This window comes from Roseiconus lacunae (assembly GCF_008312935.1).
Classification (GTDB): Bacteria; Planctomycetota; Planctomycetia; order Pirellulales; family Pirellulaceae; genus Stieleria; species Stieleria lacunae.
Window position 1 is genome coordinate 250,340 of the sequence record NZ_VSZO01000053.1, and the last position, 23,857, is coordinate 274,196.

15 protein-coding genes are annotated in these 23,857 nt (G+C 55.2%); 12 read left to right on the forward strand and 3 right to left on the reverse strand.

Annotated elements, in window-relative coordinates:
- Positions 1–148 precede the first annotated feature (148 nt).
- The gene (locus FYC48_RS24090) at positions 149–9,610 is read left to right on the forward strand and encodes a tetratricopeptide repeat protein (RefSeq protein ID WP_149499342.1); all 9,462 of its coding nucleotides are present in this window, start codon (positions 149–151) and stop codon (positions 9,608–9,610) included.
- A 30-nt stretch (positions 9,611–9,640) separates the two neighbouring features.
- On the opposite strand, the gene FYC48_RS24095 is transcribed toward FYC48_RS24090, so the two are convergent.
- Positions 9,641–10,156: a gamma carbonic anhydrase family protein gene (locus FYC48_RS24095; RefSeq protein WP_149499343.1), complete on the reverse strand. Its 516-nt coding sequence runs from the start codon at positions 10,154–10,156 to the stop codon at positions 9,641–9,643.
- Positions 10,157–10,404: 248 nt separating this feature from the next.
- Here FYC48_RS24095 and FYC48_RS24100 point away from each other — a divergent pair, with 248 nt between their 5' ends.
- The 7 genes from FYC48_RS24100 (at position 10,405) to FYC48_RS24130 (ending at position 17,422) form a co-directional block, all read left to right on the forward strand.
- On the forward strand, positions 10,405–11,544 hold the full coding sequence (locus tag FYC48_RS24100) for a M48 family metallopeptidase (RefSeq protein WP_235034400.1): 1,140 nt from the start codon (positions 10,405–10,407) through the stop codon (positions 11,542–11,544).
- Entirely contained in the window at positions 11,544–12,200 is a 657-nt protein-coding gene (locus tag FYC48_RS24105) for a TIGR00266 family protein (protein WP_149499344.1), read from the forward strand. Before FYC48_RS24100 ends, FYC48_RS24105 begins: the two co-directional genes overlap by 1 nt.
- Before the next feature lie 52 nt (positions 12,201–12,252).
- Positions 12,253–12,936, forward strand: a complete 684-nt coding sequence (locus FYC48_RS24110; protein WP_149499345.1) for a TIGR00266 family protein — start codon at positions 12,253–12,255, stop codon at positions 12,934–12,936.
- Between the two features lie 78 nt (positions 12,937–13,014).
- The gene (locus tag FYC48_RS24115) at positions 13,015–14,145 is read left to right on the forward strand and encodes a TIGR00266 family protein (RefSeq protein ID WP_149499346.1); all 1,131 of its coding nucleotides are present in this window, start codon (positions 13,015–13,017) and stop codon (positions 14,143–14,145) included.
- Between the two features lie 447 nt (positions 14,146–14,592).
- Positions 14,593–15,654, forward strand: a complete 1,062-nt coding sequence (locus FYC48_RS24120) for a hypothetical protein (RefSeq protein ID WP_149499347.1) — start codon at positions 14,593–14,595, stop codon at positions 15,652–15,654.
- Positions 15,655–15,758: 104 nt separating this feature from the next.
- Positions 15,759–15,998: a hypothetical protein gene (locus FYC48_RS24125; RefSeq protein WP_160149744.1), complete on the forward strand. Its 240-nt coding sequence runs from the start codon at positions 15,759–15,761 to the stop codon at positions 15,996–15,998.
- Between the two features lie 38 nt (positions 15,999–16,036).
- On the forward strand, positions 16,037–17,422 hold the full coding sequence (locus tag FYC48_RS24130; protein ID WP_149499349.1) for a methyltransferase RsmF C-terminal domain-like protein: 1,386 nt from the start codon (positions 16,037–16,039) through the stop codon (positions 17,420–17,422).
- A 279-nt stretch (positions 17,423–17,701) separates the two neighbouring features.
- Here the strand turns inward: FYC48_RS24130 and hemP are convergent, their stop codons facing one another.
- Positions 17,702–17,872 carry a hemin uptake protein HemP gene (hemP, locus tag FYC48_RS24135; protein WP_149499350.1) on the reverse strand — a complete coding sequence of 57 codons (171 nt, stop codon included), beginning with the start codon at positions 17,870–17,872 and terminating at the stop codon, positions 17,702–17,704.
- A gap of 195 nt (positions 17,873–18,067) precedes the next feature.
- Here hemP and FYC48_RS24140 point away from each other — a divergent pair, with 195 nt between their 5' ends.
- From FYC48_RS24140 to FYC48_RS24155, 4 genes are all read left to right on the forward strand, one after another.
- A complete protein-coding gene (locus FYC48_RS24140) occupies positions 18,068–18,724 on the forward strand; it encodes a DUF3467 domain-containing protein (protein ID WP_149499351.1) in 657 nt (218 codons plus the stop codon).
- A 27-nt stretch (positions 18,725–18,751) separates the two neighbouring features.
- Positions 18,752–19,408 carry a Maf family protein gene (locus FYC48_RS24145; protein WP_149499576.1) on the forward strand — a complete coding sequence of 219 codons (657 nt, stop codon included), beginning with the start codon at positions 18,752–18,754 and terminating at the stop codon, positions 19,406–19,408.
- A 66-nt stretch (positions 19,409–19,474) separates the two neighbouring features.
- The gene (locus FYC48_RS24150) at positions 19,475–20,536 is read left to right on the forward strand and encodes a DUF1573 domain-containing protein (RefSeq protein WP_235034401.1); all 1,062 of its coding nucleotides are present in this window, start codon (positions 19,475–19,477) and stop codon (positions 20,534–20,536) included.
- A gap of 310 nt (positions 20,537–20,846) precedes the next feature.
- Positions 20,847–21,935, forward strand: coding sequence for a transporter (locus FYC48_RS24155; RefSeq protein ID WP_235034402.1), 1,089 nt, complete (start codon positions 20,847–20,849; stop codon positions 21,933–21,935).
- Between the two features lie 96 nt (positions 21,936–22,031).
- Here the strand turns inward: FYC48_RS24155 and FYC48_RS24160 are convergent, their stop codons facing one another.
- Positions 22,032–23,477, reverse strand: coding sequence for a sulfatase (locus FYC48_RS24160; protein WP_149499352.1), 1,446 nt, complete (start codon positions 23,475–23,477; stop codon positions 22,032–22,034).
- Positions 23,478–23,857: the final 380 nt, after the last annotated feature.

Below are 23,857 nucleotides of genomic sequence, written 5' to 3' on the forward strand. Positions count from 1 at the left end.
TGGTCGCTGTCGGTGGGCTGGGTGTGCTATTTTAGAAGCCTTGCTGTTCTACAAAGATTGTCTTGGCGCAGACCTCGTGTTTTACCGGCACTTGATTTTCGCAAAAGACGCGTTGCCCTTTAGCTACTTTGCAACGGAGTTTTGATCTATGTCTCTGGAAGGCCTCGAATGCCGATTAGTTCGATCCTTTTCGATTCGGCGAAGCGATCGGCGGACCGGCGCTTTGTTGATCACAACGATGCTGGGTGTTTCGATGCTGTTTCCGACTGCAGCGTTCGCACAGCAGACCGATGCCGGGGCGATGGCAATCGGTCAGGGCGATGAAACCGACGCAGAATCTGATGAACAGCGACGAGAACGAATTACGGCGGAGCGTTTTCTGACGGTGCTGTTGCGTAGGCCGACACGAGGCACCGCTTTGGATCGAATCTTCAGTTACCACATCGGTCGTGGTGATATCGGTGAAGTGATCGAACGTTTGGAATCTGAAGCATCCGAACAATCCGACGGTGATGCGGCGGGACGCTATCACATGGTCATAGGATTACTGCAGCTTCAACGTAGCGAGGACGCCGCGGCGGTCGCCGCACTTCGCAAGGCATCGGCGTTACTACCAGACAATGCGTTCGCGGCAAACTATCTCGGCGAAGCATATCTATTGGTCGGACAGGAAGAGAAAGCGGCCGAGGCGTTTGTATCGGCACTCGCCAAGAATCCACCGAAACAAGAGTACCTGAAGATCGCCGGAACACTGGGGCGGTTGCACCAACGAGCCGGCCGCGAAACCGAAGCGTTGCAGGTCTGGAAAGATCTTGAGCAAGCCTTTCCCGGTGACCAGCGCGTCCGAGAACGGATCGCAAGGATCTTGGTCGAAGAAGGTGATTTCGCCGGGGCACTTGAACGATACGATAATCTTGCCGAGCAAGCTCGATCGGATAACGACAAGATCGTCTTTGCAATGCGTTCTGCTGAGCTTCGAATTCGCGCCGGACAAAAGGAGCAGGCGATTAAGCAGATCGAATCGTTGATCTCTAAACTGCGTCCGGGAAGCTATCTACACGGTGAAGCACGACGTCAAATTGAGTCTGCTTTCTTGGCCAATGGTGATTACGCCGGGCTGGCCGAATATTATGACCAGTGGATCTCCGATCATCCAGATGATATTGACGCCATTGTTCGACTGGCACGCACGTTATCGGTGCAAGGGCGAATACCTGAAGCGATCGAGTGGTTTGAAAAAGCGATCCAACGGGCGCCAAGCGAGGCCGAACCAAGACTCGCGTTGATCGATGCGTATGTCGCTGCCGAGCGTTACTCCGATGCGGCGAAACAGTTTGAGTCGCTATCCGAACTTGACCCCGATAACCCGGATCACCTTGTCCGATGGGGCCAAATCATCCTGGAGGACAAAGACACGGATAAGAAGGATCGCGCACAATCGGCTGCAAAAGTGTGGATGCGGCTTGCCGAATCTCGCTCCGATGACGCCGTTGTACAGTCGCAAGTCGCCGACCTGTTGCGTGGGGCTGAATTGACCGAACTCGCGTTGGAACGCTATCAAGCTGCGATCGACTTGGCACCACAAGATCCACAGTACAAGGAGTACTTAGGGGAGTACCTGCATAAGCTTGATCGCAAAGACGAAGCGGTGGAGGTCTGGAACTCGCTCGCCGCAGGTGACCTTCGGACACGCGAGAATCTCGTCCGGCTGGCCGAAATCTTCAATCAGTTTGATCGTGAAGTCGATGCCTTAAAGATCATGGCCGAAGCGTGTCAGATGGATCCGACGATCGATCAGCGATTGCGTTACGCCCAATGGCTGCGGACGGGGGAACAATACGACGACGCGATTAAACAAGTCGAACTCGCTGCGAAACTGTCTGAAACGTTGGAAGATGCCGAGCGGGTCTTTGCCGAAGAAGTCAAAACCTACCAGGCCGCGGGGAAGCTGGAGGAGCGGATCACGGAGCTTCGAAAAGTTGTCGAGGCAGACCCAAAGGACTCGACGACGTGGCGACGGCTGGCAGTGCTTCACAATGCGGCACAGCAGCCGTTTGAGGCCACCGACGCGATCGAAACTTCAATTTCTCTGACACCGGACTCCGTCGAATCCTTGGTGATCGCGGCGCAGATGTACGAGGACTCCGGTCGACTAAAGGATGCGATCGAGAAACGACGCCAACTGGCCGATTCGGATAGCCGTTTTCGAAGCGGACACCTACAAAAACTGGCGACGCTCTTCATGCAAATCGGCGAGCGGGATCGGTCGATGGAAGTCGGCGATGAGTTGCTCGCTTCGTCCGGCGGGTCGGTTGATTCATTTCGGTTCTATGCCGATTTATGCGGTCGCCTCGGAAAAATTGATACACGCTTGGATTCGCTTCGTCGCTGCGTTCGAATGAATCCGCGCAGTATCGAAGCTCAACGGATGCTGGCCGATCAGTTGGCCGAAGATTTCAAGACCGATCAGGCGATTGAGCTGTATTGGCAAATGCTTGACGGAAGCGACGAAGTGGAAGATCGCCGCCAAGTCGTCGAGAAATTGGCCGATTTGTATCTGCGTTCCAACCGCTTGGATCAGTTGATCTCACGATTGGAGATTCGTGGACGAGAATCGGGTGATCGGCGGACGATGAACGATTTAGTCGCGACCGCCTATACCCAAGTAGGCGACATCGGGCTGGCGCGGCAAATCCTTGAATCGATGCTGCAGGAGAACGGTAGCGACACGATGTTGCTCGAACGCTTGGTGGACTTGGCACAACAAGCCGGCGAGTTCGAAGAAGCCCTGCGATTACAGCGGCATTTGACTCGACTATCACCAGATCGCAAAAACGAAGCGATGCTGGCGACACTGTTGCTGGATACCGGTGCGTTGACCGAGGCGGAAGCGATTTGGATGAAGATGAGCGAGAGTTCGTCGGATCCGAAACAGTTATCACGCAACTTGAATCGCCTTTTGCGGACCGGCGAGATCGACCTCGCGATCAAGCTTGCCAAGAAGACTCTCGAAAACGATTCGGAGAACTGGGAGGTGTTGTTGCAGTTGATGGTCCTGCAAGCGACGGAAGCTGACTGGGAAGCGGCAGCAGAAACGGCCGATCGTCTGGTCGGTCTCGACTTGCCGGACGACACACTTCCCGAAGGCGGAAAGCCTTATCAGAAAATGCAAACCTACCAGGGGCAAACCTATCCCAACCCACCGATTCAATACGCACGCATTAGTAGCATGTATTCGTTTTATCGGTTGGTCGACGAGCGATACGGCTCATCAAGTCAGATGCAATTGCCGACGCCGATGGATCTCGGAAACGCCAAGATGATGGGGCGGTACTGCCAGATCAAGCATGCGTCGGTTGAGGGGGACTTGGACGCGATCGTGAAGCCAATCAAAGAAAAAGCACTGGCGGATGATGCGACCGAGCAAGATGTCTGGGATGCATACGTCACCGAGTCATTGGTGTCATCGGTGAAACAGGAAACTGGCGTCTCATACCAAGATCCCGCGACTTGGGATCTGATTTGGCGGCTCTCAAAACTTGATCCTGAAACCGGGAACTACCTGCTCGGTTCATTCCTGTCGACACGTTCTCGCAACTACAAACGCGATAACTTTAATGTCGAACCGATGCCGGAAGAACGATTGCAATGGCTGAAGGAGAAAGCGGAAAGTGATTCGACATCGGAGCAAGATTTTGTTCTGATGCCCAATATGAATTGGCTGGAGTTTTATGTTGCCGAACTAAATATCTCCGGCCGCAACGAAGAATCGAAACGCTATGCCGAGCAGTTTGTCAGTGAAGTTGCCGAATCAGTCGATTCCAAGAACATCAACATCGTCCTTCAACAAATGGGGATATACGGCACCGACGATCAGCTTTGGAATGTGATCAGCAAGGCACTCGAAGAGCGAGATCGATCCAATCCAGCCGTTTCGATCCAGCGGGCGGTCGCGCTGATTGGACTGTTTACCAACCCAACGCGTGTGACTGATGGACTGAGCGAGGGGATGAAGGACGAGAGCTATCGCACGCGGTTATTCGAACTCGTCAATCAGGTCATCGAAGAAACTGCAGATGAGCCGCTGCGTCAGCGCACGATCACGCTAACTCAGGTCGGCGGCCCACGTAGCAGCTATCGTATGGTGGGATCATCGTACCGCCGGATTACGATTGAGTTCCCGCCGCAGGGACTCGGCCCAAGCGATGCGCTCGCCCAGCAGCTTTACCAGATCTGGGAGCAGCTCAGCGAACAGAAATCCGTTCCGGCATGGATCGAGTTTTTGGAACAGCAAGTCGAACAGGCGGAAGACCCCAGCGACGAGATCTGGAAGCGGATCGCCCTTGCCAGTGTGTGGCAGTGGCAAGAAAAAAGTGCCGCGGCTGCCGAGGTGCTCGACAAAGCGGTGGAACGCGCGACCGAGCACGTTCCGATGCTCGAACCTGAATTGCGACTGATGACAGCAGACTTGTTGCTGCGCGATGGCAATAAACGGGGGGCGCTAAAAGCGATCGATTCGATTTCCGTGTATGACCGGCAAACGATGGCGGTCCGCGAATTCGCCGCCGCCCGGTTGGGAGCGGCAATCGGAGACGCCGATCGTGCGAAAGTTGCCGCCAGACGCTTGTTTGGAGTCCGCCTGAACGCATCGGCACAAATTGAGTTGGCGAAGCTGATGGGCGGCTTGGGAATGAAAGACCTCGCAGCGGATTTGGTCCGACGAATGCGAAATCGTGGGGGCAGCAACACTGAGCAGTTGCAGTCCATCATGACGTTTTTCTTTAGCCAGAAACAAAACGATCAAGCGGCCGAGGTCGCGATGGAATTGCTGCGGCGAAGCACGCCGACGCGTCAGCGATCGAATTTCCGCACGGTCGAGCAGTCTCGGCGCACGAGCGCGCTGCAAATGCTCGCCAATACCGGACGACTGATGGACTTGATCGAACGCACGGAACAGCGTTTTGAGAATTCGCCGAACAGCTCGCGGATTCGAATGGAGTTGTCGGAAATGTACGACGCGGCAGGGCAGAAGGCGAAGGCCATCAATCTGCTAGCCGATACGGACGTCGACAAAGTCAACAACGTTCAAGCCTTGGCGGCGACGGCGAAACAACTGGTTCAAGCCGGAAAAATGTCGGAAGCTTGCGATGCCTATCTAAAATTGCTTCGTCGTGATCAGTCAAGTTTCAACAACGATTTTTACGATATCAAACGTCCCTTTGAAAACAAGCATCGGATGGGCGAGTTGGCCGATCTGATGATGGAGGTAGGGATCGGGAAATTTACGAGTTATCGTGCCGCCGAAATTTGTCGAGATCTGGCGCAAGATGAGGCGACGCTGCCCAAGGCGAAGCAATTGTTTGAAGCGATCCTAGATGAATCCGCATCAGGCAGTAATTGGAATAATGCCCTCAGTCGTGTCTCGGGCTATTCGTCGCGTTTACTGGAGAGCGAAAAGCTTGTCCAAAAAATGGCCAACGCGATGGTCAACAATGCGAAGGACGATGCGGGGTATGGCACCTTGTTCGACGGTTATTCGACCGGTTCGGATGGTCGGCACAACAACGCGACGACCTATTTGGTCCGGCACATCGCCGATAAACCTGAGATGCTGAAAATTGTTGAGCAATCGATCCGCGACCAGTTGCAAGAGAACGATGATTGGGCGGGGGGAAAAATTTGGCTGGGGCTGACTTGTGTGGCGAGCAAGCAATACGACGAAGCGATCGAATTACTCGCTCCCGCAGTCGAAGAAAACGCGTCTCCGGCACCGACCTATGACATGATTTGGCTGGTCGGTAGCTACATCGATACGTTCGATGAAATGAGCGACGTAGCGGATAGCTATTACCAGAAGGCATTAACGTTGCCTTCGAACCGCAGGGGGAGCGAGTTCCGCTACACGCTTGAAGCCCGCTATTGCAACTTTTTGAGCGATCACGGTCGCAAAGAAGAGGCACGTAAAATGGCAATGGTAGGAATAAAACGTTTCGAGAAGAATGAGTCGGGAGGCTACTCTGATACCGAGTACGAAGCGTACCGATCGATTCGCAATGCGATGTCGATGATGGAGTTTTTTGGCAAACTCGGCTATCCGGCTGACGGATTGCGTTACGCCAGGAATTTCGACCGGACCCTTTTCGTCAAAGCAGGCCGCTATGCGAATGGGCGTAGAGAGCAATTCGAAACGGCAGAGAAAAAATTGCTTGATAACGTGATGGAACAAGGTGGGCTACAGGCAGCTCGCTCGCTAATCAATCCATCTGATGAGGACGACTTTGCCGTAGATTTCATTGTTTCTACCGGTAGCCGTCCTTTCACGGAAATGGGGCTTTCGTCCGTTTGGCTGGACATTGTCCGACAAGCGATCGACGACGAAGGTAATACGGATGACCTACAAGCGTTTGAGGACGAACTTTCCGAGCTTGCCAACGAGCGTCCCACCGATGACAGCGTCGCGGCGGCAAAGGCAATGTTCGATGGACTACGCGGCAATCCCGAGACGCTGCGAACGCTGCTGAAGCGATGGACGGCAACGCCAAATTCCGGTCAAAGCGAAACCGAAGGTGAAGAATCAACCAAGATTGATCGCGACGATCGACGTGAGCTTGTTGTCATCATAGCGTCCCTTCTACTGGAGTCCGCCGAGGAAACCGACCAAGCGTTGTTGATGTCCGCCTTCGATTCGGTCCTCAGTGGTGACGCGAATCGTGACTGCATTGTCCTGGCGGAACTCGGGAAAGCGTTTTTGCGACGGGACGATAAAAAGGCGGCCGAAGCGAGTTGGACACGTGTCGTCGGACCTGAGTTAAGTCAGTTCATGATGCTTGACCTTTCGCTCGCAGCGGTCAACAACGACATGCTGGACTTGTCCGAAGCCGCCTTCGATGCGGCGATCGATGCACCGGAAAAATCGGCGGCCATCGATGCCGTTAAGAACGGCGTCAAGTCTCTAGGAGATCTCTTCGGAGTCGCTCGACAAAGCACGTCATCGCCGTCATCGAATGTCAATCAGCGGCTTGATGCCGAGGAAGTCCGTTTAGCCAAACGGATCATGGAGTTGGAATTGGCGTGGCGTAAACACAAATTGTGGACGACAAGAGTCTACGATCCGTGGGTGCGACTGGTGTTGCCTGCGGGCAAGCCACCACGACCACTTTGTATCGATGCAGAGGTAAAAGATCAAAACCGTGTGGTGGTCGATAGTGCTTTCGATCGTTTGGCGATGCGGGTTCACTGGAGCAACAAGACAGACGATTTACTCGGCGAATTGACAGCCGACGATGCCATCACACATTTGCTCGCGACGCTGGTGCTGCTGCGTGGTGAGAGAGGGCCCGAAGCGAATGCGCGGTTAGAAAAGATCGTAGCGAGCGACATTTCGACCGTATCAAAGGAGGTCGCATTGCAAACGCTGACGCACGCCCTGAACAATGATCATACCCGCAAAACAGCGGTCCAACTTTCGCTGGCATTGCTCAATGCCAATCGACCGACGCAGCGTTATCAGGACATCGAACCGTTTGATCACTTTGCCCTTCAGGTAGCAAAGGTTTGCTTGGACAAAAATCTCGAACAACAGTCGGTGTCCCAAGCGATCAATGATTATTTGGAATTGACAAGCCACGACAACGACCGCTACAGCGGTGGCACCTATCAGTTAACCCGCCGCAAAGACCAACTCGAAGAAGTCGCAAAGCTATTGCTTCCGACCGGACGAACGGACCAGGCGTTGTTGTACTTGGGAATGCGTGCCGAAGCGTTCAACCAAGGCCTCGATACATCGCTCGATTGGGTCGGCTGCTGGGCCTTAGAAAGTCTGCAAGGCATGCAGGATCATGCGGTGGCCTATCGGATGTTGGCCGACTGGACGTTTTCCGGCGACGGGGCGTTGCAAAACATTCAAACGTTGGCGCGTCGACAGCCCCTACCCGACTGGATTCCGCCGGATGTCGGAGGGCACTACCCGCCGTTTCCGCCGGTTGTTGACCAGGCTTTGCCGATCGCAACGAACTATCACTTCCTGACTCGACTGGCACAAGAGACCGGCATGCGGCAAGACCTGCTCGATCGTCTAGCCGAAGCTCAATCGAAGGAACGAGTCGGGGCCGACGTCGCGCTCGCGATCGCATTGGTGGCGTTCGAGATGGAAATCGATAATGCCTTAATCGCCAAAATTGAAACCCGTTTAAAGCAGAGACAACCGGGGAACAATCGACCCAAATCACGAATTCCATTGGCGGAGATGCAATTGGCGTCGATGATCGCACACCATCCAACCCACACACCGGCTGCTAAACGTGTCACCGAGATGTTGTTAGATCACACGCATTCTGCGGGACGCGGTTTTCTGAAACCCTGGATCTCTCGCTATCAGTGGAAACAAGGTTGGGCGGAGTCTTCGTCTTGGAAGACAGCCGACGAGATGGAACATTGGGCCCCCGCAACAATCGCGAACGCCCATGCACGGCACGATGGCAAACCGACGTCGATTTGGGTGACCGATGGCCGTGGGCAAATCTCGCACGTGGCCGGATACGGGCACGATTACCTTTGGTTTAAGTATCCACTCGAAGGCAACTATGAAATTCGAATGACCAGTCAGGACGGTGGCTATCGCGAGTCGTCATTGGTATGCGATGGCCTGGAGTTGATGTCCAACGGAAGTTCTTCAGCCGTCTATGCCAACTCCGATGGTAGTAACGACTGGGTACGGCACTACACCAAGGCCCTCAACAAAAATGGGCTGAATGTCAATCGGATGGTTCGCGACGATGATCACACATCGCACTACGCCAATGACCAATTGACCTATCAAGAAGCCCGCCGCAACAGCATGCCCTTCGTCGGCTTCTCAACTAGCGGTGACAAGAAGCTAACGATTAGCGGAATTAAGATCACCGGCGAAGCGAAAATTCCTCGGCAAGTCAGTTTGATCTCTGACGAGGACATGCGTGGATGGACGGCGACGTACTTCAATATGCCTTTGCCGACGTCGGGCATTAACATGAAACAGCGCGATAAAGAAGCGGCGGAGCCGAGGAGCGTTCGCAAACGACCGAGGCCTGACGATCTGAGTTCACTCTCGTGGACTGTCAACGATGGGGAGATCATTAGCGGCGAACTGACACGCCACGGCCATCAGGAGCAAGATTGTTTGCAGTACCAGCGCCCGCTTTGCGATGGGGAGACATTACGGTACGAGTTCTTCTACGAAAAGGAAAAGATTGAAGTCCATCCGACGATCGGCCGCGTTGCGTACATGCTTCGGGAAGACGGATGTAAACTTCATCTGATGAACTCCGGAAACACGTCCTGGCATATTCCCCAAGGTTATGAAGTACCGGTTCCCGGAGTTCCGGCGAAACCGATCAAGCTGAACGATGGCGATTGGAACGAAGTCACGATGAAACGTGATGGAAACCGATTGACCCTCTCGGTCAACGGTGAAGTCGTCTTTGCAGGTGTGCCGGAGACTCGCGATGGAAGTCAGATTTTCGGTTTCTTCCGTGACTCGAAGGACAAACAAGTTCGAATTCGCAACGTCGTACTCTCCGGAGATTGGCCGGAAACGATTCCCGAAAACCTGTTTTCAACTTCCAGAGGTTGAATTTCGAAATTCGGCTGTGTCGCCCCGTGATTAGCGTGTTTGGTTTTCACGATAGGCTTTTCCGGCATCGACGTAGTGGTCCGCCCCATGTTGGATCATTTGTTGATGCCGTGTGGAGACTTCGCCCCGAATTTTGGCCGGAGTTCCGGCAACGATCGATCCGGGGGGCACGTTCATTCCTTCGGTCACGAGGGCACCGGCGGCGACAAGCGAGCCTTTGCCGATGGTCGCTCCGTTGAGGACGACGGCACGCATGCCGATCAGGACTTCATCTTCGACGGTTGCGCCATGAATGATCGCGCCGTGACCCACCGTGACTCGATCGCCAATCTTGCAGGGGAATCCTGGGTCGGCATGAAGGACGCAGTGATCTTGAAGATTGGTCTGACACCCAACCTCGATCACTTCGACATCGCCTCTGATGACGCTGTGAAACCAAACCGAACTCTCGCGTCCGATGGTGACGTCACCAAGGATGACGGCGCCGTCGGCACGAAAAACTGTATCGGCGATTTGTTCGGGACGAAAATCTGTGTGAAATTTCATGATGGCTGTGAAGATGGTCGATCAGAACGTTAGACGCTGCCGCTAAACAACGTTCACCGCAAGTAAACCGGTAAAAGGGGTCAGGAGTCAATTGGCGAAACGGCCCGACGGGTGCTTCTATTGAGTCCTGACCCCTTTTTCGCTTTTTGCGAATTTGTCTTTCTAGCAAATCCATACGCTCGCCGAACACGCTGGTTTTGGACATTGGTATACTCGAATGACCGATCGCGAGCAGTATTGGTTGAGACATGATTGACGAGCAATATTCTGGTGGCGTGTTCAACGAGCAACTTCCTTCGGGACGCGCCGGAGCGGAAATCACATTGGCGACGGCGGCAATCGAAGCGATTACGCCGACGGGCGAGCGTTTCGCAATTCCGTATCGTGATTGCCAGATCGAAATGGGGGGCTTTAACAACCGGATGGTGTTCTGCCGTAACCCAGACCGAACGGTCACGATTTTTTGCGATCATAAGAAGTTCTCGAAATCGTTATCGACGGCGGCTTGCGGCGTGCTCGACAACCAACTCGGTGCGTCGAAGCAGCAGATGAAACGCCAATCGCGGCGCGGGATGCTGTTTGGGACGGCATGTCTGGTAGGAATCCTGGTGTTGCTCGTCGGTGGTTACTTTGGCATCCGATTCGGCGCCTCGGCAGCCATCCATGCCTTGCCCGTCAGTGTGGATCGTCAGATCGGCGATGCGGCGTATGCGTCAATGGATACCGGCGGACCGGAGATCAACGATCCCGTGGTGGTTTCGGCGATCGAGACAATGGTCGAGCGACTGGAGCCTCATGCGGCCGTCGAGGCGATGGAATTCGAAGTTCACGTCATCGATTCCCCGATGATGAATGCGTTTTGTCTTCCGGGTGGGGTGATTGTGGTTTACACCGGCTTGATCAAGCAAGCCGAAGACCCGGAACAGGTTGCGGCGGTATTGGCCCATGAAATGTCACACGCGACGTTGCGCCACGGACTCGAACGGATCAGTCAGTCCCTTGGGTTTTGGGCCGCCGCGACGCTTGTGATCGGTGATGTCTCGGGGTTGATGGCGGCCGGCGCGGAGTTGTTTCATTACGCCGCCGTGAACAGTTATTCTCGGGGCCAGGAAGATGCCGCCGATGCCGAAGGGGTTCGGATGTTACATGCCGCGGGCATCGACCCGAGCGGCATGGCTCGGTTCTTCGAGATCTTAGAAGAAGAGCACGGTGACATTCCCGATGCACTCGCGTGGATCAGCACGCACCCGCAGCATGCCGACCGAATTGAAAGTGTCAATGCGATTGTTGAGACATTGCCGAATAAAGAGTACACCCCCATCGATGTCGATTGGGAACAAGTTCAAGCACGCGCGACCAAGCGTCCAAATCCTCAGGGAGACGGTTGATGCACACCGAGATTCGCGACAAACCATCCTTTGCCAACTTGTATGTCCGGTTGGAACCTGGTGAGCAAATCATTGCCGAAGCGGATGCGATGGCAAGTATGGACGGGTCGGTTGAAATGTCGACACAGTGGAGTGGTGGGCCCGCCCAAGGCGTACTCAAACGGATCTTCGGTGGCGAATCGATGTTCGTCAACACGTTTACGACGTCATCCGGCGGCGAGTTAGTGTTGACGCAATCGTTTCCCGGTGACATGCAGTGCCTGGAGCTCAACGGCAACACCATGTTTCTTCAGCCGGGGGCGTTCATCGCTTGTGAACCGAGCGTCAAACTGGGGCTCGGTTGGGCGGGAGTCCGGATGTTCATCGCCCGTGAAGGTCTATTCCGCTTGAAGGTCAGTGGCCATGGCAAGGTTTGGTTCGGTGCGTATGGCGGGATCTTTGAGCGAGAAATCGATGAGGAGTACATCGTCGATACAGGGCATTTAGTCGCTTACGAGCCGACCATCGGTGTTCGCGTCGGGATGGCCGGCGGCATCTTTTCGAGTTTTTTCAGCGGCGAAGGGTTGATCACCCGGGTCAACGGACCGGGCAAAATTTACATGCAGTCACGCTCGTTTGACGGGTTGGCGGCTTGGACGAACGCGCATCTTTGGTAGGCCGACGCGTCGACATCATTCGCAATTCTTCTCTGGGTGTTGGATCAGCTACATGCAATACGAACTTTTGTCACGACCCGCGATGACGGTCGCCAGGCTAACCCTCGCGGCCGGCGAATCGATTACCTGTGAAGTCGGCGCGATGATCGCGATGAACGGCGGCTTTAATGTCGAAACGACGAGCCGAAAAAAGGGCGGCGGCGGTGGCTTGGCCAAAGGTCTTAAGCGAATGTTTGCCGGCGAGAGTTTCTTTCTCAATCACTTTACGGCAACCCAGCCCGAGCAATCGTTGATTATCGGCCCGGCGATGCTCGGTGACATTATGTATTACCAGATGACCGGTGGGACGCTGGTCGTACAAGGGTCCAGTTGGCTTGCATCGTCGACCGGGATCGAAATCGATGCCACGTGGCAAGGTTTGGGAAAAGCGCTTTTCAGCGGCGAGAGTATGTTTTGGGTCAAGTGCAGCGGGACCGGTGATTTGCTGCTCAACAGCTTCGGCGCGATTCACTGCGTCGAGGTCAATGGCGAGTATGTCGTCGATACCGGTCACATCGTCGCCTTTGAAGACACGTTGCAGTTCAAGATCGGAAAGGCCGGCAAGAGCTTGGTCGGTAGCTTCCTCGGCGGCGAAGGTCTGGTGTGTAAGTTCAGCGGCCAGGGGCGACTGTATTTTCAATCGCACAACCCACCCAGCTTTGGCAAACTGCTTGGGCCAAAACTGAAAGCACGTTGATCAGACGTTCCCGCCTCGTTTGTTTCGCAACTTTGCCCGCGTCGGTACTTTTCACGCACTCCATCACCCCGTGACATCATGATTCAGTTCGCTTGCCCTTCCTGTAATAAGCACTACAAGGTTGCTGACGAGATGGCTGGCAAGAAAGGGAAATGCAAAGAATGCGGGCAGATCATGATGATCCCCGAGCTGCCGACCGCTTCGCAGTCATCGATCGAGGCGGCACCGCCGGAAGACCCGACGCCAAATCCAGCCTTTGGAACCAATGATCCGTCGCGTCTATCCGCCACGTCGCCCTCCGGTGGAGTGTTCGATGCTCCAACGCAGGCCCCAGGGATGGATGCGGGATCAGACCCCTTCGGAGCGTCTGAAGTCGGGCAGGTGCCCGACGGTCAGACGGGGTCGGATCCATTCTTTGCCGGTTCACCACTTCCTTCCGGTGGTCAGTTTCCGGCCGGATCGGTGCCCACCTCGGCGGTGCGGAATGTGGGCGATGGTACGCTGACGGGTGAGTCGTCAGATCTTAAATTCGAGATTACTCAGCGACCCGACTTTTCGCTTTTGAAGGTCGAGATCGACACGGGGAAAAAGGTGTTCGCAGAGCCGTCGGCGATGGTTTCGATGTCGCCGTCGATTCACTTGGAAGCCGGCTTCAAAGGCGGACTTGGGAAAACGTTTGGGCGAATGCTCGGTGGCGAGAGCTTGATAATCAACACCTTTACCGCCCAGTCCGGTCCCGGCGAAGTACTCTTCGCCGGCGGGATGGCAGGCGACGTCGCGTACTATCGGTTGGAAGGCCGACCGATCATGTTGCAGCGCGGGGCGTATATGTTGAATGGGCCCGGAGTGGAGGTGACCGGGAAGTGGCAAGGTGCGAAAGGGTTCTTCGGCGGCGAAGGGTTGGTGCTGCTGAAAGCGACCGGAGCCGGCGACTTGTTCTTCAATTCTTACGGTGCGATTTTGGAAGTCGACGTTACCGACGACTTCATCGTTGACACGGGGTACATCGTCGCGTTCGAGGAATCGCTGGACTATCGGGTGACGGTTCTGCCGGGACTTCGCAAGGGCGGAAAGATCAAGTCGTTCTTCTTTGGCGGTGAAGGCCTGGTTTGTCAGTTCTCTGGACAGGGACGTGTGTGGGTTCAAACTCGGCAAGTGTCGTCGTTTCTGTCCTGGGTCAATGCCTTTCGGCCGACCAAAAGCAACTAGCACATTCGCGAACGGCTCGACGTCAGTAGATGCCAAGCCCGTCGAGGTGCCTTCCGATGCAGCTTGATCTGTACAGCAGCATGGTTCTGGCGTTGTCGCCGTCTGGAAGTGCAAATTCATCGGGAGAAGGCAATCGCAACGTTTCGCCTCGGTGGCCCTGCTTGCATTTCCTTCCCCTGCTAAGCGATACTGACCACGGTTGCGATTCCGAGAGGGGCCAACTCGGTCAGGCAAAACGCACGGCTTTGCCGCCAATCGTGAAGACGCTAACGCTATGTTTCGGTTCCTTTTTTGATGAGCCGAATGGAATTAGCCACGGCTTCCGAGCAACAACCGGGGCTAACGCCTGTCGCCCAATCGATCACGTCCAGATTTTTTATAGAAACGAAGCATCATTAGTCAGTTCAGTGATAGAAACGCAAGCGGGATTGAGACGGGGAAGCGGAGGTGAGTGAAGCGTCGCGAGAGAAAACTGACGAAATTCATGCCGGATACGAGTTTGAAACCGGGATGTTCGATCGGATGCGCAGTTGGGTTGATGTTGCCCCTTGTACGCGATTGTTTCGGGTCCTTCGTTTACTTGCCTCGCCTGTTTACATCGGCATGGTCGTCATGGCCGTTTGGGTCTCGATGTTGCTTGGAAACATGCTAGGTGTAGAACTATCGGCGCTGTACGCTCCGATGGGGCTGATTCGTCCCGAGATAGTTCCTCGGACGGTGTCAGCGCCGTTGTCGATGATGAGTCAGACCTCATTTTCGCTTTCGTCACTTGTCGGTGTGATTGTCTGTTTAGGGATTTGGACGCCGGTGATTCAGGTGGTCGCTCGGGCTGGCGCGTCGTTGACGGCCGCCCGCGGATTGCCTCCGGCCGGTGAGACACTGCGTTTAACTTGGAAGCGTTTGCTGTATTCGTATGCGGTGCCGCTATTGATCATCGCGACCATCTTTTTTGCCTTGCTTGGATTGTATGCACTGCAGTTGCCGGTTGTTCTCTTCCCGCACCGTATCGTCGGTGTGACTGTGGGATGGCTGGTCGGGCTCGCGGCGGTACCTGTGGGAGTCTTGATTGCCGGTTCGATGGTTGCAATCCCGATCGGTTGGGCGGCTATGATCTGTGAAAAAGACCCAGACCCGATCGATTCCCTAAGTCGTGGATTCGAAGCGTTGTTTCGGCGGCCCTTGCAATTAGTCGGTTATGTTGTGCTGGCGATGTTGCTCGTTGCACTCACGCAATGGTTTTCATCGGCGGCGTTAGCGGCAGCAAATTTCGCCTGGATGCATGTGCCCGGTGCGATGACGCATGCTAGGGAATTTCAGATTTCTGCGATTGCTGCGACCGCGTCGGTTGCGGTCGCTTGGTGTTTGACGCTGCAGTTTGGTTTGCTGGGAGGCATCTACTTGTTGCTCCGTCGCGATACGGGCGGACAAGAAGTCGAGGACTTTTGGCAGCCCGACCGTGTGCCTCAAGCTCCGCTTCCGGATTTACCCGAACAAGCTTATTCGCCATGAATTTGACACCGAATTCGCATCAAGCAGCCTCGGTTCACGGCGAACGTCGTTCAAATACTGAAGTCGGGGGCAGGCGACCAAGATTTCAAGTTAGCTTGTCATTGATGTTGTTATTGATGGTGGTGTTCGCGTTTATTTCGGCTGCGTTGTTCTATGCGGCTCGCGTTCCGATGATCCGCGAAGAGTTAAGCGTTTTGTTGTACGGTGAAGCTCGTGATGGTGGAGAAGACGTCGGACGCTTGGCACATCGGGCGTTCATCATGTTCACCTTTACCTCGCCGCTATTGCTCGCCGGAATGCTGTCGCTAATGGTCACGGTCATCAATTGGCTCAGCCGACGATAATCGAGGCCGCCCGCAGCCCAGGGGGCAAAGGAGATCGGGTGGACGTTTCAAAAGCAGAAATCGCATCGCAGTTAATTCCGGTCCTCGGTGATCAACGTGATTCCGCCGGAGACATCGAGCGTTTTGCGGAGAGCCTATTTGAAAAGCATTCCAGTTCCGTTCGAGTGCATTGGGGGCTTTCACAATCCGACATCAATCTGCCGCTGCAGCCGATCGTGTGGTATCGGTTGGGGTATCAGTGCATGGACCCTAGCATCAGGCTCGGACAAACGTTGGACTTTGCGGTCGGTGATTACTACCTGCAAGACTCCGGTTCGATGTTGGCCTTGGCCGCATGCGAAGCCGATCGGCCAATCGAAGTCGAAGCACCGAGGCGATTGATTTGCGATTTGTGTGCGGCGCCCGGTGGCAAAGCAACGGCGCTCCTTGAGAGCATCGGCGACGGATTCCTATTGGCCAACGAGCCGATTAAGTCTCGGGTCGCTCCGCTGGCATTCAATTTGGCTCGCACCGGTAGCAATCGCTATGCGATCAGTTCGATGGATCCGGAACGATTGGCTCATCAACTGGGAGGCATCTTTGATTTGGTCGTGGTCGATGCACCTTGTAGTGGTCAGGCATTGCTGAGCAAGGGCAAGCAGACGTTGTCTTCGATCACGATAGCCCAGGTTGAACACAGCGCCGCGCGGGCGAGGCGGATTCTCCAATCGGCGTTCATGCTGCTTCGCCCAGGCGGACAACTTGTATTTAGCACCTGTACCTTTGCCGAGAGAGAAAACGAAGCTCAGATCGATTGGTTGATCGATGAGTTTCCTGCAATCCCAGATCCAGTTGATCGGCTATCTCCTTATCAAAGCGCACCGCGCCGACGAAGTCACGAAAACTCCCCAGAGAACGCATGCTGCTATCGGTTGTGGCCACACCGCGACCGATGCGCGGGAAGTTTTGCGGCTTCGGTGCGATCCGATGTCGATGTTCCGAGTGTGGGAAGTTTTCGAGAACGTAAGTCAAAGGGAAAACGGAGAAAACAAAAACAGGGCACGGACATCGAACTCCCCGAAGCCGTTGCGACAATGATTGAAGCCAAAGAATTACGAATCGAAGAAGGCGAGGTCAACCTATGGGCGTGGCCCGCCGACGCGCCAAGTTGGGTGGAGGCAATATCAATCTCCGGCCCTGAGCTTGCTTATCGAACCGGACGGACATGGAAACCTTCGCATCATTTGGCGAGACGTCGCGATTTGCAATTCATTGATTCACTCGAAGTCGACGAGGCCGACGCATGGCGATACCTTCGTGGAGAATCGATTCGTTGTGAAACAAATGGCTGGCGTGTGGTCTGCCATCGAGGGAGAGGCTTGGGGTGGATCAAGGCGTCCGGCGGCGTCGGCAAAAATCACCTTCCGCCGGCGGCGCGTTTCTGAAACGGGCAAGCCGGATCTATGAGTCCGGCGGGTGATTGAGCCAACCAAACCTCAAGGTGTGGCTGACCAGACGCTGTGATTTCGCCGCGACCGTACCTCGATCTAAATTCTGAGGGTCGCAAGCCGTGACGGGCATAGCATGATCCACGTCCGACTGTTTTCCGTGAACCGCGCGGCGCGGACGCGGCCGTTTGCCAAACTCAACGCCGCTCCGCGCAGGAACTTTGTTGCCCGGAGGCGGGGGCCTTGGGGGCAGAATTGGCGTTCTGTTCGAGAAGGCTATTTGGTGAGGATCAGCTTGCCCTGGCGTGTCTTTCGCAGTCGGTAAATCTGTCCCGAGAATTCAATCCAAACCTCTTCCCCGCAGCGGGCGAGTTCTTCGAAGCGGACGATCTTCGGTAGCTCGATTTCGGGTGGGGGGCTGGGCGACGTTCGGTGTTCGTCGTGCATCGGGCGGGCAGGTGTTTGAATTGAATGGGGCGATGACAAGGCACGTGCACTCTAAAATATCCCTAATGAAAATAATTCTCAATAGCATCATGTCGTGTTGTTAGGTCACCTTTCCGTGGTGTCCACACCCGCTTAGACTGTGCCGGTCACTGTTTCTCGATCTTTTCCGCGTTTTAAGCCCGGTCAACCAAACGAATGTCTGACGAACAGCCCCCCGAAGACGGGCAGCAAGGATCAGGGAATTCACAGAATCCGCCGCTGCGAGCCCGTGTTCCCGACCACGTTGCGGCGGGGGCGTACAGTACTGGGGCAATCGTGATGACCGGGCCGAGTGAATTCATTGTGGATTTTCTTCGGACGATCGGTCGGCCACACATCGTCGCTTCACGGGTCGTTATTCCGCATCAAGTGATGCCACAGTTGATCGAGGCTCTGCAAACGAACTTGGAAATTTACCGAAATCGATTTGGTGATCCGTTTACCCCGCAGCCCCAGCCAACCGATCCAGAGGCACGACGCCCAACTCCTCAAGAGATCTATGACGACTTGAAGCTTCCCGACGAAGTACTCAGTGGCACCTACGCCAACGGAGTGATGATCGGGCACGATCAGTTGGGATTTGGCCTCGATTTTTTGACCAGTTTCTTTCCGCAATCGGCGGTGAGTTCGCGTGTATTTGTGGCGGCGGGTCAGGTCCCGCGTCTTATCGATTCGCTCAAGGGTGCCGTGCGGCAATTGGAACAGCGCCGCCAGAACCCCAACATGAATCCACCTCAGCAGTCCGATGACGATGCGGCACCGCCTACTCCGCCGGGTGGTGCTTCGAACGATCCCCCCGAATCCGACAAATAGATGGCAATCTCTGACCACCTTCCACTGATGCAAAGGTTACCTTCGGCAACTATCCCGGGTGGTTTGCCGTTGGTGTTGGCCAGCGGGTCGCCGCGCCGGGCTCAGCTGTTGAAGGCTGCTAGCTATCAATTCACCATTGATCCTGCCGGCGCCGATGCCGAATGTGGGATGTGCAGTCGTGAGACGGCGCCCGAACTGGTGGCTCGATACGCGTTTCGAAAGGCTAAGGACGTTGCGACTCGTCATCGTTCGGCAATGGTCCTGGCGGCCGATACTGTTGCCTCTGTCGCGGGGATGATCCTTGGTAAACCGAGTGATGAACTGCATGCCGAAGAGATGCTTCGAACACTTAGTGGACGACGACACGACGTCTATACCGGTGTTTGCCTTTGGCGCACAAACGATCAGAGATGTTGTGTCGATGTGGTTCGGACTGAATTGGTGATGGAAACCCTCACCGACAAAATGATTGAGGAATATCTGTCGTCGATGTTGTGGGAGGGCAAGGCGGGGGCCTTTGGTTACCAAGACGGGAACGACTGGATACGCATTGTCGGCAAAGGCAGCGAGAGCAACGTCGTCGGTCTACCAATGGAACGACTGAAAGAATTGTTGGAAACATTCGATCAAATAGCCGAAACAATCGATACGGTAGGCCCAGAGATGCCTACATCAAACCAGTGAATCCTGTTAAAGTTTGCGGGCAATCCGTTTGGGTTGCACCCAACTCGAAACGATTGGTGCGAATTGATGCTTCAACGGCTTGCCCCGTCCCACCTTTGGCGTCCTTCTTTACTGCCCGCTGACCGAGTGACCCATCTGTGGCGGTTGCTGCTGTTATTCGTCGGGCTTTGCGTTTCGCTTTCGTCTACTTCTGCACAGGCCCAGCAAACGAATTGGGCTGAGAAGATGTTCAAGACGACCGAGCACGATTTCCGTGCCGTCGGACGCGGGGCTAATTGCGAGTATTACTTCGAATTCACCAACTTGTACCAGGACGACGTCCATATCGCGGGCGTCCGATCAAGTTGTGGTTGCACGACGCCCACGGTTTCCAAGGATCTGTTGAAGTCGCGTGAAACTGGCGCGGTGATCGCAAAGTTCAACACGAGTAGCTTCATCGGGCAAAAGTCGGCAACAATCACAGTCGTCATCGATCGCCCGTACTACGCCGAAGTCCGTTTGAAGGTCGAAGGCTACATTCGCACCGATATCACCTTTGATCCGCCGGAAGTTGCTTTCGGTGAGTTAAAGTCGGGCGAGGAATCCGAGCAAGACATCACGGTGACTCATACCGGCAACAGCAACTGGCAAATCACCGATGTTCGCAGTCACTGTGAGCACTTGCAGGTCAAGCTGGGGGCCCCGCAAAAATCACCCGGGACGGTCCGCTACCGAATGCGGGTGAAGGTATTGGAAACAATGCCGGAGGGAGACGTTCGCGAGCAGTTGACGTTGATTAGCAACGACACGCGGTTCCCAACGACCGAGATGTCAGTCAACGGGCGAATCCGGCCGTCGTTGAGTGTCTCTCCGGCGGCGGTCAATCTGGGAACCAGCAAGCCGGGTGCTGTCGTGGAAAAACGCTTGGTCATCCGCGGGGAAGAGCCCTTTTCAATAACCGAAGTCGTTTGTGCGGATCAGCGATTCGAGTTTGATACCCCACCAGGCGAGAAAAAGTTGCACTTCGTCACGATGCGTTTCAAAGCGGGCGATGACGCCGATCAGGTCGGGCAGGAGATTCGGATCAATACTGACTTGAAAGGCGGTCGCAGTGTGAAGTGCGTCGCCACCGGCGCGATCGAAGGCTAAGAGAACGGCCGTCGGCGGTTCCATTGAAATTCAAGTTCGTAATCGATTCACCCGCAAGGGTTTCGTTCCAACTCGAGTTTCGGATTAGCCGCATGACGTTCGCCACGGTTTCGGTGCAATAGCCGGGACTATCTGCCATCTCCAGCTGATGAGCCGAACCCCAAGATTTGATCTAGATAGAGCACTTGGTATCGGATCGAAGCCGTTAATTTGTTCTCGTTGTAGCGTTTTGGACGCCATCAACCGCGAAGTCGGATGTCATGGGAGCGGCTACGTCTGAGTTTCATCGATCGTGATCCGATGAAACCCTATGTCGATTGAAGTTCCGTTTGACATAGGCGACTTGATGTTACTTCGAAAACTAACCTTCGCGTTGGCTGTTGCGTCTGCATCGGTGGGTGTGGCCGCCGAGGGAAGGAAATCCTTGGCCGATAAGCATGGTCCTGCCGGGATCATGGGAGATCACCTTCACGAGCCCGGCGAGTGGATGGTGGAATACAAGTTCATGTTGATGTCGATGGAAGATAACCTGATCGGCAAGGACAAGGTTTCAGATGCAGAGGCAATCGGGCCGCCAGGAATGCCTGCCGGGATCAACGTCGATGGTGTCATGACCAACGCCGGTGCCGCGCCGACGAACATGACAATGGAAATGCACATGTTACACGTCATGTACGGTTACAACGAAGACGTCACGTTGTATTCAATGCTGATGTTACCCAGCTTGACGATGGATCATATTCGCGGTGACATGAATCCAGCCGGTCGCGGATCATCGTTCACGACCCACAACAGTGGCTTTGGCGACACCTCGTTCGGTGCTTTGCTGCGAATGTACAGTGACGAATGCCAAGACTGGATCGCGAATCTCGGGTGCAGCGTTCCGACGGGCGACATCTATCGCGAGTCAACGATTCCGACCGGCGGCGCGGCTTCGCAGGCCCTGCCCTATCCGATGCGCCTAGGGAGCGGCACGTTCAACTTCAAGCCCGGTTTGACCTACAAGCGTTTTGGTGAGTGGTGGTCGTTGGGATACCAATTCCAAACCGATCTGCCGATCGGCCGAAACTACCGCGGCTATAGCGTCGGCGATGAGTTTCGTTTCAACAGTTGGACGAGCGTGCTCTTGACGGACAACTGGGCCGTTTCGCTACGCGGAGAACACTTGTGGCGAACCGCTTTTGACGGCGAAGACCCTGCGACCGCAAACATGGTGATCGCGACGAACGTCGAAGATTTCCGCGGCGGATACTGGTACAACATCGGGATCGGGACGCAGTTCATGAAAGCGGGGCACTACTTCAACTTTGAATTTGTCCCCACCGTCGCGCAAGACCTAGATGGGATCCAGCTCGAGACCGATTATTCGGTGATCGCGAGCTGGTCGAAAGCCTGGTAGCGTGTACGCCGACTGGGCCGAAGACGCAGGCCTTGGAAGAACAGCGAGGCCTGCAACGTCGGCTGAAAGACTGCGCCTTGGATTTCGGATCGGTTGTTAATTCTTCGAAGCGATCGAAGGTTTCGGAGCCGGATGCTGCGTTAAGAACGACCGCAGTTCGCGAACAACATCGTCGGAGTCACCGGCGAGATTCCTCGTCTCGAGTGGGTCGGCTTCGTAATCATAGAGTTCGTAATCGGTCGGTTCGGGATTCCGTTTCTTTGTCGATTCCCAAGCGACCAAACGGTAACGGTCGGTGCGGATCGCGCGACCAATACGGTTGGATCGTGGGTACACGTGAATGACGTGGTCGCGGAGCGAGTCTTGTTCACCGTTAATGACGGCGGATTGGTCGATTCCGTCGACCGCTTCCGGAGCCGGCAATCCTGCCAACGCAGACAAGGTTGGGTAGAGGTCGACGGTTTCAATCAACGCGTGACTGTGACGTGGCTTGCCCCCCAAATCTTTTGGGACGGAGATGATCAACGGGATTCGAGCGGCTTGTTCATAGTTGGTGTGCTTGCACCACATTCCGTGATCACCGAGGTGCCAACCATGATCGCCCCATAGCACGACGATCGTGTTGTCACGTAGATCGAGTCGATCGAGTTCATTCAGCACGCGACCCACTTGTGCGTCCATGTAACTGGTCGCCGCATAGTATCCGTGGATCAGCTCTCGCTCGGTGGCGGGCTTAAGCGAGCCTTTTGATGGAATATCGCTGTAATTGCGCAGCTCGCCAAAATTCGTTTTCGCATAACTTGGCGCACCCTTGGGAGCTGACGTGACCGTTGGCATTGGCAATTCCGCCGCGTCATATAGCTTCCAGTATTTCTCCGGAGCGACGAAAGGCAGGTGGGGTTTCACGAATCCGACCGCTATGAAGAACGGCGTGTCCGTGCGCCCTGCGGCGGCGTTTAATCGTTTGATTGCCTCTCCGGCGGTTTGTCCATCGGGGTAGGCGTCGTCGTCCACTTCGGCACGTTCTGTCGCCGCGTAGCGAGTCTTGCCCTTTGATGTCTTGGGATTCGCCCGTGACGACTTCAATTGATATCCAGGGCCCTTGGGGTTCCAGTGTGCGACGGACCAGGTCGCCGCATCGTCACCGTTTCCATGTCCACGATGGTAGATCTTTCCCATCCCTTCGGCCCGGTACCCGGCTGCTTGAAAATGCTGCCCCATCGTGATCGCATCAGGGGCACCTTTACGGAAGTTGGTGCCTAGGTCATAGATGCCGAGCGTTTGGGGGCGGAGTCCGGTCATCAACGCGTTTCGTGAAGGCGCGCAAACAGCTTGGTTGCAGTACGCCGCATTGAACTGTATGCCACGCTTTGACAAGGCGTCGATATGCGGCGTCTGAGCGATCGAATCGCCATAGCAGCCGAGCGTCGGTTTAAGGTCATCGACGCAGATCAGCAGAACATTGGGGCGGTCTGCGGCAGAGGCTAAGCTACCGAGTAAATGAGCAACGAATAGCAGAGAAAAACAGCAACGCACAATCATCAGAGATCTCGGGGGAGGTAGTAACGGGTGGGGCCGTTATTGTAACTTCCGCCGATGCGGGCGTAGGATTGTGGAGGCGTTGGTGACCTTTGTTGACGGGAACCGTGGCTAACGCCATGCGGCTGATCGAGGGCCGTGGCTAATGCCATGCGGCCGATCCTTGAATGGAGTTGGAACGGAACATTCGAGCGTCCGGCTCGGGAAAGAGCCCCTCACCGGGCCGGAGGCCCGACTCTCCCCGCGGGGAGCGTGAAGGCTGGGGGCGGGTGGTTGCGGCGACGCTTTGAAAGCACGGATTCGCGTCATCAGCCGACGAGCGTTAGCTCCGGTTATTGCACCGAAACCGTGGCGAACGCCATGCGGCTGATCGGGAACCGTGG